Genomic DNA, 14,385 nt, shown 5'->3' on the forward strand with positions numbered 1-14,385 from the left:
GGATCGGGATCATGAGCAAGGAGAACGCAGCGACTTCCGAAGCGAAGGAAGAAAAGTCAGGTCTGCGCATCGCGCAGGTGATGGCGGCGGCGCTCGCGGCGGTGACGGCGGCGCTGCTGGGGTCGACGCTCGGCGTGGCGGGCACGGTCGTCGGCGCGGGCGTGGCGAGCGTGATCACGACGGTCGGCGGCGAGGTGTACCTGCGCTCACTGCAGCGCACGCGCGAGGCCGCGCTGAAGGCGCGTCAGCTGGCGGCGTCGGGCATCCGGCGGCGTGGAACCGGTTCCGAGGTGGCGCCGGCCGAGCAGCCGACGGTCCAGCTGCCCCGGCCCGAGGAAGGCCCGCCCGAGGAGGAGCCGTCCCGGCTGCGGAAGCTGCGCTGGCCGTTGATCATCGGCACGAGCGTGGCGGCGTTCGCGGTGGCGATCCTGGCGATAGTCGGCTTCGAGTCGGCGACGGGCACCCAGATCGGCGGCGGGACGGGTTCGAGCATCGGCAAGATCTTCGGCAACGGCGGCGGTCAGACGGACAAGACCCCCTCGACGACGCCGACGACCGGCACGACCGACACCCAGGTGTCCCCGTCGGAGACGACGACCCCGTCGGACACCTCGACGGCCCCGACGACCTCGTCGGAGACGCCGACGACAACGCCGGGCACGACGACACAGCAGCCGTCGACCTCAGCCCCGGCCACGACGACCCCGCCGACCAGCAAGGGCGCGGCGACCACCCCGACCCCGTAGGTCAGTGAAGGGCACATCAAGGGTTCAAGTCCCTCGATGTGCCCTTCACGGTTTTCAAGCCAGGTGGGACCGCAACTCCCGCGCCGCGGCTTCCGGGTCCTCGGCCTCGGTGATCGCGCGGACCACCACGATCCGCGACGCGCCCGCCTCCAGCACCTCCGGGAGCCGCGGGCCGTCGATGCCGCCGATCGCGAACCACGGGCGTTCGGGAGCGGCCGCCGCCGTCGCGCGGACCAGGTCCAACCCCGGCGCCGACCGGCCCGGTTTCGTCGGTGTCGGCCAGCACGGGCCGGTGCAGAAGTAGTCCACCCCCGGTTCCGAAGCGGCGGCCGAAGCTTGCGCGACGGAGTGCGTCGACCGCCCGATGACCACGTCGTCACCCAGAATCCGGCGGGCCAACCCGACCGGGATGTCGTCCTGGCCCAGGTGCAGCACGTCCGCGCCCACCGCCAGTGCCACGTCCGCCCGGTCGTTCACCGACAGCAGTGCTCCGTGGCGCGCGCACGCCTCGGCCAGCACCTCCAGCGCCGCGATCTCGCCGGCGGCTTCCAAAGCGCCGGTCTTGTCGCGCAGCTGGATGATGTCGACGCCACCGGCCAGGGCCGCGTCGGCGAAGGACGCCAAGTCGCCGCGGGACGTGCGGGCGTCCGTGCAGAGGTACAGGCGCGCCGCGTCGAGGCGGGCGCGGATCTTGTCACCGGAAAGGGCGGGCATAGCGGCGACCGTACCTTGGGAGCTAGGGTGGACTGGTCCGCACGGGAGCCCGAGGGACGGGCTGAGAGGGAGCTGCCGCTCCGACCGTGGAACCTGATCCGGGTCATGCCGGCGCAGGGAGCGTGATTCCCATGACGAACACCTTGGCCGTGGTCGGCGGCGGCGTGATCGGCCTGTCCACGGCGTGGCGAGCCGCACGAGCCGGCCGCGAAGTGACCCTCTACGACCCCGAGCCCGTCCGCGGCGGCGCGTCCTGGCTGGCCGGCGGCATGCTCGCCCCGGTCACCGAGGCCTGGCCGGGCGAGGAAGACGTCCTGCGCCTCGGCGAAGAATCGCTGAAAAGGTGGCCCGGCTTCGCGAGCGACCTCGCTCAGGAAGGCCTCGACCCCGGCCTGGCCGAACACGGCACGCTCGTCGTCGCGTTCGACAGCGCCGACGCCGGCCACCTCGACATCCTCGCCGCGCACCTGCACTCGCTCGGCCGCGTGGCCGAACGCCTCACCAGTCGCGAGACGAAGCGGCTCGAACCGGGCACCGGGTCCGTCCGAAGTGGACTCCACGTGCCCGGCGACCTGGCCGTGGACAACCGGAAACTGCTCCACGCCCTGTACGCGGCGTGCCAAGAACGAGACGTCCGGTTCGTCCGCGAACGCGTCGAACGCGTCCCGGACGCCGACGCCGTCGTGCTCGCCGCCGGCGCCTGGACCGGACGGCTGCACCCGCAGCTCGCCGACGCCGTCCGCCCGCTCAAGGGCGAGATCCTGCGCCTGAAACCCCGCCGCGGCTGCCTGCCCCCGCCCACGCGCACCGTCCGCGCCGTCGTCGAGAGCCGGCCGATCTACCTCGTGCCGCGCGGCGACCAGGAGCTCGTCCTCGGCGCGACGCAGTACGAGGCGGGTTTCGACCGGGCCGTCACCGCGCGCGGCGTCCGCGAGCTGATCGAGGGCGCCGAGCGCGTCTTCCCCGCGATCACCGAGTACGAGCTCGTCGAGACCGCCGCCGGCCTGCGGGCCGGCAGCCGGGACGTGCTGCCCTACATCGGCGTCCTTGACGACGGCGTCTTCGCCGCCACCGGGCACCACCGCAACGGCCTGCTGATGGCCCCCGTGACCGCGGACGCCGTGGTTGCCTGGCTCGAGGGTGAGAAGCCGCCCGAAGGCGTCGAAGCGGCTTCACCCGCCCGCCTGCACCAGAAGGAGCACGTGTGATGGAGATCAAGCTCAACGGGACGTGGACGGAGTTCCCCGACGGCGCGACCGTCGCGGACGTCCTCGACGCGTCCGGCGGGCAGCGGCCCGGCATCGCCGTCGCGGTCGACGGCGTCGTCGTCCGCCGGAGCGACTGGGCGGCCACCGCCGTGCCCAAGGGCGCGGGTGTCGACGTGCTCACCGCCGTCCAGGGAGGCTGAAATGGACGAAGAACCACTGGTCATCGGCACGCACAAGCTGACGTCCCGGCTGATCATCGGCACCGGCGGCGCGGCGAACCTCGCCGTGCTCGAACGCGCGCTGGTCGCGTCCGGCACCGAGCTGACGACCGTCGCCATGCGCCGCGCCGACGCCGAAGGCGGCTCCGGCGTCCTCGAGCTCCTGAAAAGGCTCGGCATCGAGCTGCTGCCGAACACCGCGGGCTGCCGCACGGCCGCCGAGGCCGTGCTCACCGCGCAGCTCGCGCGGGAGGCCCTCGGGACCGATCTGATCAAGCTCGAGGTGCACGCCGACGACCGGACGCTGCTCCCGGACCCGATCGAAACCCTCGACGCCGCCGAACGGCTGGCCGCCGACGGGTTCACGGTGTTCGCCTACACGAACGACGACCCGGTGCTCGCGCTCCGCTTGGAGGAGGCGGGCTGCGCCGCCGTGATGCCGCTGGGCGCGCCGATCGGCACCGGCCTCGGCATCCGGAATCCGCACAACATCGAGCTGATCGTTTCGCGGGCGGGCGTGCCGGTGATCCTGGACGCCGGAATCGGCACGGCGTCCGACGCGACGCTGGCGATGGAGCTCGGCTGCGACGCCGTCCTGCTGTCCACCGCGGTCACCCGCGCGACGGACCCCGAACGGATGGCCGCGGCGATGCGCTCGGCCGTCGTCGCCGGTCACCTGGCCCGGAGCGCCGGGCGCGTGCCGCAGCGGTTCTGGGCGCAGGCTTCGAGCCCACCCCGGTGAACTGCTGCTTTCGGGGGCTCCGGGTGGCGGAGCCCCCGGCCCGGGGCGGAGCCCCGGTATAACACCGGGTGCCTTAACGCCGAACGTGCACCGCGAACCCGTAAGGTTGACGGCACTTTCCGGCGCACCCGCGGCGGGGCAGGGCAGAAGGAGCCAGCCGTGACCAGCACATCCGTCCAGGACGTCTCGGGCAGGTTGTACCTCGCTGTCGGCAGGCTGTCCCGGTCACTGCGGCAGGCCGGCGTGCCCGGCCCCGGCCACGGCGCCATCTCGGCCCTCGCGACGCTGGTGATCTCCGGCCAGCTGCGTCTCGGCGATCTCGCCGCGAAGGAGGGCGTCGCCGCGGCGACCATGTCGCGGATCATCGCGTCCCTGGTCGAGGCGGGGTACGTGAGCCGCGAGTCCGACCCGGTCGACCGCCGCGCGTGGCTGGCGAAGGCGACCGAAGAGGGCGAGCGGCTGGTGTCCGGTGTGCGGTCGACGCGGGTGCAGGAGCTGAACCGGCGTCTCGACCGCTTGACGCCGGAGCACCGCGAGGCCCTGACGGCGGCGCTCCCGGCGCTGGAGGCGCTGATCGCGGACGAGGACCGCTAAGCGGCCTGCTCCCGCCTCAGCTCGGCCAGCTCCGCGCGGACGGCGCGCAGCTCCTCGAGGATCTCCCGGTTGGCTTCGGCCTGCGTCGCGGCCTGCTTGGCCTCTTCCTCGCGGATGTCCTGGCGCAGCTCGTCCTCCATGCCGCTGACGACCACGGCGATGAAGAGGTTCAGCACCGCGAAGCTGGACACCAGGATGTAGACGACGAAGAAGATCCAGGCCATCGGCGCCTGGACCATGATCTCCTTCGCGATGTCCGGCCACGCTTCGCCGGTCATCACCTGGAACAGCGTGAACAGCGAGGTGCCGAGGTCGCCGAAGTTCTCCGGCGAGATCACGCCGAACAGCTTGGTCGCCATCACGCCGGCGACGAAGATGATCAGCGCGAGCAGCGCCGCGATCGACGCCATGCCGGGGATCGCCGCGAGCAGCCCGGAGACGACCTTGCGCATCGACGGCACGACCGAGATCAGCCGCAGCACCCGGAGCACGCGCAGCGACCGCAGGACGGCGAACGGACCGGTCGCCGGGATCACCGCGATGCCGACGACCAGCAGGTCGAAGACGTTCCAGTTGTCGCGGAAGAAGGCGCCGCGGTAGGCGTAGAACTTCGCCAGCAGCTCGGTGACGAAGATGCCCAGCGCGATGTGGTCGAGGGTGTGCAGGAGCGTCCCGTAGCCGTCCATCAGGGACGTCGACGTCTCCATGCCGAGCGTGGTCGCGTTGACCACGATCACGGCGATGATGAAGTTCTGGAAGCGGCGGTCCTCGAGGACCTTCGCCGTCCGCTCGCGTCCGGTCAAGGCCGCCCCTCGCGTGAGTCAAGAATCAGTAAACGCAGGGATGGTAACCGGACGCGTGCTCAGCGCTGTTCGGGTGCCAGCCGCCAGAAGGCCGAGACCGGGCCGACCTTCGCTCCCATCGGGTACGCGTGCTCGACGGCGTGCGAGACGAACCACTTGCCGTAGCGCGCCGCTTCGACCACCGGCATGCCCTTGGCCAGGCCGGCCGTCAGCGCGGACGCCATCGTGTCGCCCGCGCCGTGCGTGTGCGGGGTCGCGTAGCGCCGCCCCAGCAGCTCCACGAACGTCGAGCCGTCGAACAGCAGGTCCACGCACTCCGGGTCGGACTGCAGGTGGCCGCTCTTGACCAGGACGTACTTCGGGCCCATCCGCTGGAGGACGACGGCCGCGGTGTGCATGCCTTCGCGGTCGGTGACCGTCATGCCGGTGAGCAGCCGGACCTCGTCGAGGTTGGGCGTGAGCACGGTCGCGCGCGGGAGGAGTTCGTCGCGCAGGGCGCGCAGGCCGGCGTCGTCGAACAGCGGGTGGCCGTGCATCGACGCCGCCACCGGGTCGACCACGAACGGGATCTTCTCGTCGCGCCCGATCCCGGCCTTGTCGCCCGCGGCGGCGACCGCGTGGATGATCTCCGCCGACGCCAGCATGCCGGTCTTGGCCGCGCCGACGCCCATGTCCGCCGCGACGGCCTCGATCTGCCCGGCCACGATGTGCGGCGGCAGGTCGGCGCGGTCGTGGACGCCCAGGGTGTTCTGCACCGTGACGGCGGTGACCGCGACCAGGCCGTGGACCCCACAGGTCAGGAAGGTGCGGAGATCCGCCTGCAGCCCGGCGGCACCGCCGGAGTCCGATCCGGCGATGGTCAACGCGGTGGGCGGGCTCGTCGTCATGGTGGTTTCCCGACTTCTGGTCTAGGCCAATCGGCCGCTTTTCCTTCATCAAGAGTCAACCACGGTGAGACATTGTGAACGTTACTCACGTTCGAAGGAGCCTGGATGAAGCTCTTCTCGGTGGTCCTCCTCGCGGCAGCTCTCACGTTCTCGGGAGCGACTGCTGCCAACGCGGACAGCCCAAAGCTCTCCCACGTCACCACGGTCGGCGTGCACAACACCTACGACCCGGCGGCCTACGGCTATCTGGCCCAGGCGCTCGACGCCGGGTCGTCGCTGATCGAGCTCGACGTCTGGCCGGACTTCTTCACCCACGAGTGGAAGGTCAGCCACTCGAACCCGTTGGGGAACAACAACAACTGCGTCGCGGCCACCTCGGCGTCGCAGCTGTACACCGGCGGGAAGAACAAGAACCTCGAGTACTGCCTCGACGACATCCGGATCTGGCTGGCCGCGCACCCGGGGCACACGCCGATCACGCTCAAGCTCGAGATGAAGACGGGCTTCTCGGACAACACCGGCATGGGCCCGGACGAGCTCGACGCGACGTTCCGCTCGCACCTCGGCAGCGTCGCGTTCCGGCCGGCCGAGCTGCTCGGGAGCTACGCCACGCTCGACGACGCCGCGAAGGCGGACAACTGGCCGTCCGTGGACGCGTTGCGGGGCCGGGTGATCACCGAGATCATCCCGGGCACCGTGGAGGAGCAGAACCCGACCGACACGCTCAAGACCGACGTCGAGTACGCGCGGTACCTGGTCGGGCTCAAGAACGCGGGCAAGCTCGGCGACGCGAACATCTTCCCGACCGTGCACGGCGCGGCCGGCGGTGACCCGCGGGACAAGTACACCGCCGACCTCAAGCCGTGGTTCGTCGTGTTCGACGGCGACGCGAACGCGTGGGTCACGCAGACCGGGCCGTGGTGGTACGACGCCAACCACTACTACGTGGTGATGACCGACGGGCAGAACGTCGCGCCCGCGATCGACGCGCACAACCCGACGGTCGACCAGGCCAACCAGCGTGTCGCCGACCTGGCGAAGCAGCACGCGTCGGTCATCACGTCCGACTGGACCGGGCTCACGACGGTCCTGCCGCAGGTGCTCGCCCGCGGTTAGACGGTCAGCACGAGCTTGCCGGACACCCGGCCCGACTCACCCAGCTCGTGCGCCTTGGCGGCGTCTTCCAGCGGGAAGGTCTGCTCGACGCGGACCTTCAGCTGACCGGTCTCGATCAGCTCGACGAGGCCGGTCAGCCCGCCGCGGTCCGGCTCGACGAGGATCCGTTCGGTCCGCACCTTCCTTGCGGCGGCGGCTTTTTCGACGCGGTCCGCGACGCCGCTGGGCACGGCGATCAGCAGGCCGCCCTCCTTGATCGCGGGGAGCCAGCGCAGGTCGCTCTCCTCGCCGACGAGTCCGAAGTAGACGTCCACATCGGACGTGGTGGCGGTCTTGTCGTGGTAGTCGATCGGCTCGTCGACCCCGAGCTCGCGCAGGAGGTCGTGCTTGCCCGCGCTGGCCGTCCCGATGACGTGCGCGCCGCGTGCCTTGGCGATCTGCACGGCGAGGTGGCCGACCCCGCCCGCGGCGGCGTCGACGAACACGCGTTGTCCCTTGTGGACGTTCCCGACGTCGACCAGCCCCTGCCAGGCGGTGAGCCCGGCCAGCGGCAGCGCGGCGGCCTCGGCGAACGACAGCCCGGCGGGCTTGCGCACGAAGTGCCGCGAGGGCGCGGTGACGTACTCGGCGTAGGCGTTGCCCGGGCGCGGGAACCACGGCATGCCGAGGACTTCGTCGCCTTCCCGGACACCGGTGGCACCGAAGCCGGCCTGTTCGACGACGCCGGCGACGTCCCAGCCGACGGTGAACGGCGGTTCGCCGAGGAACCCGCCGCCGGCGCGCACCTTCCAGTCGACGGGGTTGATGCCGGCCGCGTGCACCCGCACCAGGACCTCCGTCGGCCCGGGTTCCGGGCGCGGTGCCTCGGTGACGCGGAGCACCTCCGGCCCGCCGAGGGTCTCCTGGGTCACGATGCGCATTGCTCCACTCCTTCTGTTCGGGGTCGCCTCCTATGCTCGAATGGGTAGGCACTTTTCGCCAGAAGGCACTAATAAGTGAAGTAGGTACCTGATGGAAACCACTTGTGACCAGGACGGACCCTGGGACGTCTACCTCCGGAGCTGTCCCTGCCGCGACGTGCTGGACCTGCTGGCCAACAAGTGGACGGCGCTGATGCTGGGCGCGCTGGCCCGCGGCCCGCACCGCTTCGGCGAGCTGCGCCGCGCGGTCGACGGCATCAGCCAGAAGATGCTGACCCAGAACCTCCGCCAGCTGGAGCGCGACGGCTTCCTGACGCGCACGGTGTACCCGACAACGCCCCCGACAGTGGAGTACGCACTGACGGAGATGGGCGCGGAGGTGGGGGCGCACCTGGTGGCGCTGAGCACGTGGTCCCAGGCGAACTTCGACCGCATCCGCTCGGCACGCGAGTCCTACGACGGCCGGGAGCTGCAGCCGGTCCGCTGAGAGGTCTGCCGCAGCGGGTCGTGAGTGAGAAACAGTGTTCTAACCCTGTTTCTCACTCACGACCGTCCAGGACCCAGAACGGCGACACCGGTCCGACACCCGCGCCGAGCGGGTAGGCCTCCGCCACGCAGCGCTCGATGAACTTCTTCCCCGCCGCCACCGCGTCCGGCACCGAAGCGCCCTTCGCCAGTGAGGCCGTGATCGCCGATGCCATCGTGTCGCCGCCGCCGTGGGTGTTGTTCGTCTCGTACCTCGGGCCGCTCAACGAAACGTACGAGCTGCCGTCCGTCAGCAGGTCCACGCACTCCCGCGTGCCCCGCATGTGGCCGCCCTTGACGAGCACCCACTGCGAGCCGAACTCCAGCAGCGCCTCCGCCGCCGCGCGCTGGGAAGCCGCGTCGGAAACGGAGATGCCGGTCAAGAGCCCGACTTCGTCCAGGTTCGGCGTGATCAGCGTCGCGCGCGGGAACAGCTCCGTGCGGATCGCCTCCAGGGCGTCTTCGCGCAGCAGAGCGTGCCCGGTCATCGACGCCGCCACTGGGTCGACCACCAGCGGGAAGTCCATCCCCAGCTCGTCCAGGGTCTTCGCCACCGCGCGGATGATCTCGGCGGTCGCCAGCATCCCCGTCTTCGCCGCGTCCACGCCCATGTCGGACGCCACCGCCTTGATCTGCGCGGTGACGACGTCGGCCGGGATCTCCGTGAAACCCTGGACACCCAACGAGTTCTGGACGGTGACCGCGGTCAGCGCGACCAGCCCGTGCACCCCGTTCGCGAAGAAGGTGCGCAGGTCCGCCTGGATGCCCGCACCACCGCCGGAGTCGGAACCGGCGATGGTGAGGGCGGTGGGCGGTGTCACAGCTGCACCACGGGCAGGTAGACCTTGCCGCCGGACTCGGTGAACTCCGCCGACTTCGAAGCCATCCCGGCCTCGATGGCCTCCACAGTGGACAGTCCGTGCTCCTCGGCGTACTTGCGGACGTCCTGCGTGATCCGCATCGAGCAGAACTTCGGCCCGCACATCGAGCAGAAGTGCGCGGTCTTGGCGGCTTCCACGGGCAGCGTCTCGTCGTGGAACGAACGCGCCGTGTCCGGGTCGAGCGAAAGGTTGAACTGGTCGTTCCAGCGGAACTCGAAGCGGGCCTTCGACAGCTCGTCGTCCCACTCCTGCGCGTACGGGTGCCCCTTGGCCAGGTCCGCGGCGTGCGCGGCGATCTTGTACGTGATCACGCCGGTCTTGACGTCGTCGCGGTTCGGCAGGCCGAGGTGCTCCTTCGGCGTGACGTAGCACAGCATCGCCGTGCCGTACCAGCCGATCTGCGCCGCGCCGATGGCCGACGTGATGTGGTCGTAGCCCGGCGCGATGTCCGTCGCGAGTGGACCGAGCGTGTAGAACGGCGCCTCGCCGCAGAGCCGTTCCTCCAGCTCGACGTTCTCCTTGATCTTGTGCATCGGCACGTGGCCGGGGCCCTCGATCATCACCTGGACGTCGTGCGAGCGCGCGATGTGCGTCAGCTCTCCGAGGGTTTCCAGCTCGGCGAACTGGGCGCGGTCGTTCGCGTCGGCGATCGAGCCGGGACGCAGGCCGTCGCCGAGGGAGAACGTGACGTCGTACTGCCGCAGGATCTCGCAGAGTTCCTCGAAGTGCGTGTACAGGAACGATTCCTGGTGATGCGCGAGGCACCACGCGGCCATGATCGACCCGCCGCGGCTGACGATCCCGGTGACGCGCCGCGCGGTCAGCGGGATGTAGCGCAGCAGCACGCCGGCGTGCACGGTGACGTAGTCGACGCCCTGTTCGCACTGCTCGATGATCGTGTCGCGGTAGATCTCCCACGACAGCTTTTCCGGTTCGCCGTCGACCTTTTCCAGCGCCTGGTAGATCGGCACGGTGCCGACCGGGACCGGCGAGTTGCGGATGATCCACTCCCGCGTCTCGTGGATCCGCTTGCCGGTGGAGAGGTCCATAATCGTGTCGGCGCCCCAGCGGGTCGCCCACACCATCTTGTCGACCTCTTCCTCGACCGACGACCAGACGGCCGAGTTGCCCATGTTGGCGTTGATCTTCACCAGGAAGTTCTTGCCGATGATCATCGGCTCGGACTCGGGGTGGCGCCGGTTGGCCGGGATCACCGCGCGGCCGCTGGCCACCTCGTCACGCACGAACTCGGGAGAAACCCGTTCGCGGGCGGCGATGTACTCCATCTCCCGCGTGATGACACCCTGTTTGGCCCAGCCGAGCTGGGTGTTGTGCTCACGGCCGTCGGCCCAGCCGGCGCGCAGCCGGTGGAGTCCACTGTGGACGTCGATGGTGGCTTCGGGGTCCGTGTACGGGCCCGAAGTGTCGTAGACGTCGAAGTGTTCGTCGTTCGAGAGGTCGATCCGGCGTGCGGGAACCCGCAATCCGGATTCGGTCTGGTGATAAACCTTGTGCGAGCCCGTGATCGGCCCGGTCGTGACGGAGACGTCCTTGTTCTCAAGCGTCGTCAACGACTTTCACTCCCTACGCCGGCATTACCCGGTCAGGTTCATGCGGTCGGTGACGCCTGCGAAACGCAAGTCACCCTCTCAGCCCGCCATGGCGCGAGCTCCCGCGTTGGTGTTGTGCCACCGACCATGCCACGCCGGAGCGCGATACTCAAGTCACCCGACCAACTCGGCCGGAGTGGCGTAGACGTCGACCATGGCTCCGTTGCGCAGCACGGTGATCGGGAGTGCGGTGCCGATCACTTCCGCGAACAGCTGGCGCTGGATGCCCTGGGCGTCCGAGACGCGGGTGCGCCCGACGGTCAGCACGAGATCGCCGGCGTGCAGGCCCGCCCGGTCCGCGGGGCCGCCGGGGACGACTTCGCGGACCCGCAGCCCGGCGCTCTGCCCGGTGCGCTCGGCGATGTCGTCGGGCAACGGCGCGGGCACGCCGATGACGCCGAGGTAGGCGCGCCGCACCCGGCCTTCGACGACGAGCGTGTCGATGATCCGCCGCGTCGTCGCGTTGATCGGCACCGCGAGCCCGAGCCCGACGCCGGCGACGGCGGTGTTGACGCCGACGACCCGGCCGGCGGAGTCCGCGAGCGCGCCGCCGGAGTTGCCGGGGTTGAGGGCCGCGTCGGTCTGGATGACGTCCTCGATCACCCGGGTGGTGCGCCCCTGCCGCACCGGCAGTGCCCGGCCGAGCGCGCTGACGACGCCCGCGGTGACGGTGCCGGAGAAGCCGAGCGGGCTCCCGATGGCCACGACGAGCTGCCCGACGACGAGCTCGTCGGCGTCGCCGAGCACGGCCGCCGACGGCGTCTCGCCGCGCGCTCGCAGCACGGCGAGATCGGACAGCGGGTCGGAGCCGACGACGTCGAAGGGCGCTTCGCTGCCGTCGGCGAAGGTGGCGACGCCGCGCCGGTGGTCGCTGACGACGTGGGCGTTGGTGAGCAGGTGGCCGTCGTCGGCGAAGACGACCGCCGAGCCGCTGCCGCGCGCGAGCTGGACCCCGGCGACATGCGGGGTGACGGTCTTGGCGACGGTGCTGACCGCCCGCGAGTAGGCGTCCATCGCGTCTTCCATGAGCACCTCGATTACACCGTTGCAGGTACTACAAGTCTGCGCCGGAAAGCGTGCGAAGTCCGTTCGCTGTTCGTGAACCGCCGGCCGGACCAGTGACGGTCAGTGGTTCACCGGATCGGACCATGCGCCGGTGAAGGATCGGCGAGACACTTCCAGGCGCTTCTGTAACGGTGCAGAAGCGACTTTCTGTGGGGTTGATATGCGCAAACTCATGTTCGGCGCCCTCGCCGGGCTGCTGGTCACCGGCCTGATACCGGGGATCGCGGTGGCACAGGGCGAGGCTCCCGGCGCCCCGGGCGCCCATCCCAGCTGGCTGCCCGCGAACAAGACCGGCTTCGGCACGGCTCACGACCGCTCGTCCAACGTCTGGTTCACGCTCCAAGGCGGCCAGATGTCCGAGGTCTACTACCCGGACCTGTCGACGCCGAGCGTCCGTTCGATGAACTTCGTCGTCACGGACGGTCGCAGCTTCGCCGACCTCGACTACGCCGAGAAGGCGCAGCAGGTGCGGCGGACCGACGACAACAGCCTGACCTACGAGCAGACGATCACCGACGACCAGCACCGCTGGCGCCTGCGCAAGACCTACGTCACCGACCCGGCCGCCACGACGGTGCTGGTGGACGTCGACTTCCAGTCGCTCACCGGGCGTCCCTACCAGCTCTACGCGGTCGCCGACCCGGACCTGACCAACGACGGCTCCGACGACTCGGCCGTGCGCAAGGGCGACGCGCTCACCGCGCAGGACGCCACGAACGCCGCCGCGCTCACCGCGAAGCCCGCGTTCACGAAGACCAGCGTCGGCTACGCGGGCGCGTCCGACGGGAACACGCAGCTCACCAAGACCTTCAAGCTGAACTCCTACGACACCGCCGCGAAGGGCAATGTCGTGCTGACCGGGCAGACGAGCGCCGACGGCGTCCGCAACCGGCACGTCACCCTGGCGCTCGGCATGGGCGCGAAGGCCGCCGACGCGCTCGGCAGCGCGCAGGCGTCGCAGCGACGCGGCGTCCGCGACATCACCCGCGCGTACGACCGTGGCTGGGAGCAGTACCTGCGCGGCGTCAGCAAGCCGCCGTCGTCGCTGAAGACCGACGCCGAGCGCGACCTCTACAAGGCGTCGATGCTGACCCTCGCCGCGAGCGAGGACAAGCACCACCCGGGCGCCTTCATCGCGTCGCCGAGCATGCCGTGGCGGTTCGGGAACAACGACCCGGAGTGGTCGCCGTCGGGCACCTACCACCTGGTCTGGCCGCGTGACCTCTACCAGATCGCGACCGGCCTGGCCGCCGGTGGCGACCAGCCCGCCGCGAACCGCGCGGTGAGCTACATGTTCGGCACGCAGCAGCAGGCCGACGGGCACATGCCGCAGAACAGCCGCGTCGACGGCGTCCCGTACTGGACGTCGATCCAGCTCGACGAAACCGCTTTCCCGATCGTGCTGGCCCAGCAGCTCGGGCGGACCGACCTGTGGCCCGGCGTCCGGAAGGCCGCCGACTTCATCATCGGCTACGTCGGCCCGAACGGGCAGCGGGCGCCGTACACCCAGCAGGAGCGCTGGGAGGAGCAGGACGGCTGGTCGCCCTCGACCATCGCCTCGGTGATCGCCGGGCTCGTCTGCGCCGCGGACCTCGCGTCGCACAACGGCGCTCCGGCGGACGCCGCCCGCTACCTCGCGGCGGCCGACAAGTTCAAGGCCGACCTGCCGAAGCAGACGATCACCACGAACGGGCCGCTGTCGAAGGACCCGTACTTCGTCCGGCTCACCAAGGACGCCGACGCGAACGCCGGGACGACGTACAACCTCGGCAACTCGAGCGTCACGATGGACCAGCGCGCGGTCACCGACGCGGGCTTCCTCGACCTCGTCCGGCTCGGCGTCTACCGGGCCGACGATCCGGTGATCCGCAACAGCATCAGGGTCACCGACAAGGACATCGCGTTCACGACGCCGACCGGGCAGTTCTGGCACCGGTACACGAAGGACGGCTACGGCGAGCAGGCCGACGGTTCGCCGTGGGACTACACGTTCCCGGCCGAGAGCCGCACCACGTTCGGGCGGTTGTGGCCGCTGCTCGCCGGCGAGCGCGGCGAGTACGAGCTGACGCTCGGCGACCCGGCGTCGGCCGCGCGGCGGCTGCGTGACCTCGGCCGCGTGAGCAGCTCGGCGGAGACCATGCCGGAGCAGGTGTGGGACGAGAACGCGCCGTCCGGTCAGCCGGGCTTCCCGACGGGCACGCCGAACACCTCGGCGACCCCGCTGGCCTGGACGCACGCGCAGTACGTGCGGCTGGCTTGGGACGTCAAGGCGGGCTCGGTGCTGGAGACGCCGAAGGTGGTCCGCTGCCACTTCCTCGGCTGCTGACGCTCGGCGCAAGTGGTCGTGAGTGAGAAA

Annotated in this window: 15 protein-coding genes and 2 riboswitches; of the genes, 8 read left to right on the forward strand and 7 right to left on the reverse strand. The window is 70.4% G+C overall.

The features are described from left to right. Positions 1 to 11: 11 nt before the first annotated feature. Entirely contained in the window at positions 12 to 746 is a 735-nt protein-coding gene (locus AA23TX_RS00285) for a hypothetical protein (RefSeq protein WP_155540600.1), read from the forward strand. A gap of 54 nt (positions 747 to 800) precedes the next feature. Here AA23TX_RS00285 and thiE read toward each other — a convergent pair whose 3' ends face one another. Continuing rightward, positions 801 to 1,460, reverse strand: coding sequence for a thiamine phosphate synthase (gene thiE / locus AA23TX_RS00290; RefSeq protein WP_155540601.1), 660 nt, complete (start codon positions 1,458 to 1,460; stop codon positions 801 to 803). A 31-nt stretch (positions 1,461 to 1,491) separates the two neighbouring features. Next, positions 1,492 to 1,597: riboswitch (TPP riboswitch) on the forward strand. On the opposite strand from thiE, the gene thiO reads away from it, so the two are divergent. The 4 genes from thiO (at position 1,592) to AA23TX_RS00310 (ending at position 4,222) form a co-directional block, all read left to right on the forward strand. Beyond that, positions 1,592 to 2,668 carry a glycine oxidase ThiO gene (gene thiO / locus AA23TX_RS00295; RefSeq protein ID WP_155540602.1) on the forward strand — a complete coding sequence of 359 codons (1,077 nt, stop codon included), beginning with the start codon at positions 1,592 to 1,594 and terminating at the stop codon, positions 2,666 to 2,668. (Overlaps the previous riboswitch by 6 nt.) Next, positions 2,668 to 2,868, forward strand: coding sequence for a sulfur carrier protein ThiS (thiS, locus tag AA23TX_RS00300; protein WP_155540603.1), 201 nt, complete (start codon positions 2,668 to 2,670; stop codon positions 2,866 to 2,868). The genes thiO and thiS overlap by 1 nt, the downstream gene beginning before the upstream one ends. A gap of 1 nt (position 2,869) precedes the next feature. Then, a complete protein-coding gene (locus tag AA23TX_RS00305) occupies positions 2,870 to 3,628 on the forward strand; it encodes a thiazole synthase (protein ID WP_155540604.1) in 759 nt (252 codons plus the stop codon). Between the two features lie 159 nt (positions 3,629 to 3,787). Next, the gene (locus tag AA23TX_RS00310; protein ID WP_155540605.1) at positions 3,788 to 4,222 is read left to right on the forward strand and encodes a MarR family winged helix-turn-helix transcriptional regulator; all 435 of its coding nucleotides are present in this window, start codon (positions 3,788 to 3,790) and stop codon (positions 4,220 to 4,222) included. On the opposite strand, the gene AA23TX_RS00315 is transcribed toward AA23TX_RS00310, so the two are convergent. Both AA23TX_RS00315 and thiD (AA23TX_RS00320) read right to left on the reverse strand, forming a co-directional pair. Beyond that, a complete protein-coding gene (locus AA23TX_RS00315; protein ID WP_155540606.1) occupies positions 4,219 to 5,025 on the reverse strand; it encodes an ion transporter in 807 nt (268 codons plus the stop codon). The two genes, AA23TX_RS00310 and AA23TX_RS00315, sit on opposite strands and share 4 nt — an antisense overlap. Positions 5,026 to 5,084: 59 nt before the next feature. After that, entirely contained in the window at positions 5,085 to 5,912 is an 828-nt protein-coding gene (gene thiD, locus AA23TX_RS00320) for a bifunctional hydroxymethylpyrimidine kinase/phosphomethylpyrimidine kinase (protein ID WP_155540607.1), read from the reverse strand. Between the two features lie 105 nt (positions 5,913 to 6,017). Here thiD (AA23TX_RS00320) and AA23TX_RS00325 point away from each other — a divergent pair, with 105 nt between their 5' ends. Beyond that, positions 6,018 to 7,028, forward strand: a complete 1,011-nt coding sequence (locus AA23TX_RS00325; protein WP_155540608.1) for a phosphatidylinositol-specific phospholipase C domain-containing protein — start codon at positions 6,018 to 6,020, stop codon at positions 7,026 to 7,028. Here the strand turns inward: AA23TX_RS00325 and AA23TX_RS00330 are convergent. Next, the gene (locus tag AA23TX_RS00330; protein WP_155540609.1) at positions 7,025 to 7,948 is read right to left on the reverse strand and encodes an NADP-dependent oxidoreductase; all 924 of its coding nucleotides are present in this window, start codon (positions 7,946 to 7,948) and stop codon (positions 7,025 to 7,027) included. The two genes, AA23TX_RS00325 and AA23TX_RS00330, sit on opposite strands and share 4 nt — an antisense overlap. Positions 7,949 to 8,039: 91 nt before the next feature. Here AA23TX_RS00330 and AA23TX_RS00335 point away from each other — a divergent pair, with 91 nt between their 5' ends. Further along, complete coding sequence (locus tag AA23TX_RS00335; RefSeq protein ID WP_155540610.1) at positions 8,040 to 8,435, forward strand: winged helix-turn-helix transcriptional regulator; 396 nt, start codon at positions 8,040 to 8,042, stop codon at positions 8,433 to 8,435. Positions 8,436 to 8,487: 52 nt separating this feature from the next. Here AA23TX_RS00335 and thiD (AA23TX_RS00340) read toward each other — a convergent pair whose 3' ends face one another. From thiD (AA23TX_RS00340) to AA23TX_RS00350, 3 genes are all read right to left on the reverse strand, one after another. Further along, the gene (thiD, locus tag AA23TX_RS00340) at positions 8,488 to 9,294 is read right to left on the reverse strand and encodes a bifunctional hydroxymethylpyrimidine kinase/phosphomethylpyrimidine kinase (RefSeq protein ID WP_155540611.1); all 807 of its coding nucleotides are present in this window, start codon (positions 9,292 to 9,294) and stop codon (positions 8,488 to 8,490) included. Further along, positions 9,291 to 10,925, reverse strand: coding sequence for a phosphomethylpyrimidine synthase ThiC (thiC, locus tag AA23TX_RS00345; protein ID WP_155540612.1), 1,635 nt, complete (start codon positions 10,923 to 10,925; stop codon positions 9,291 to 9,293). The genes thiD (AA23TX_RS00340) and thiC overlap by 4 nt, the downstream gene beginning before the upstream one ends. Beyond that, positions 10,919 to 11,040: riboswitch (TPP riboswitch) on the reverse strand. It overlaps the preceding gene by 7 nt. Before the next feature lie 38 nt (positions 11,041 to 11,078). Further along, positions 11,079 to 11,990 carry a S1C family serine protease gene (locus AA23TX_RS00350; protein WP_155540613.1) on the reverse strand — a complete coding sequence of 304 codons (912 nt, stop codon included), beginning with the start codon at positions 11,988 to 11,990 and terminating at the stop codon, positions 11,079 to 11,081. A gap of 199 nt (positions 11,991 to 12,189) precedes the next feature. Between AA23TX_RS00350 and AA23TX_RS00355 the strand changes: the two genes are divergently transcribed. Then, positions 12,190 to 14,355, forward strand: coding sequence for a glycoside hydrolase family 15 protein (locus AA23TX_RS00355; protein ID WP_155540614.1), 2,166 nt, complete (start codon positions 12,190 to 12,192; stop codon positions 14,353 to 14,355). Positions 14,356 to 14,385 lie beyond the last annotated feature (30 nt).

Origin of the sequence: Amycolatopsis camponoti, from assembly GCF_902497555.1 — a bacterium.
GTDB lineage: Bacteria > Actinomycetota > Actinomycetes > Mycobacteriales > Pseudonocardiaceae > Amycolatopsis > Amycolatopsis camponoti.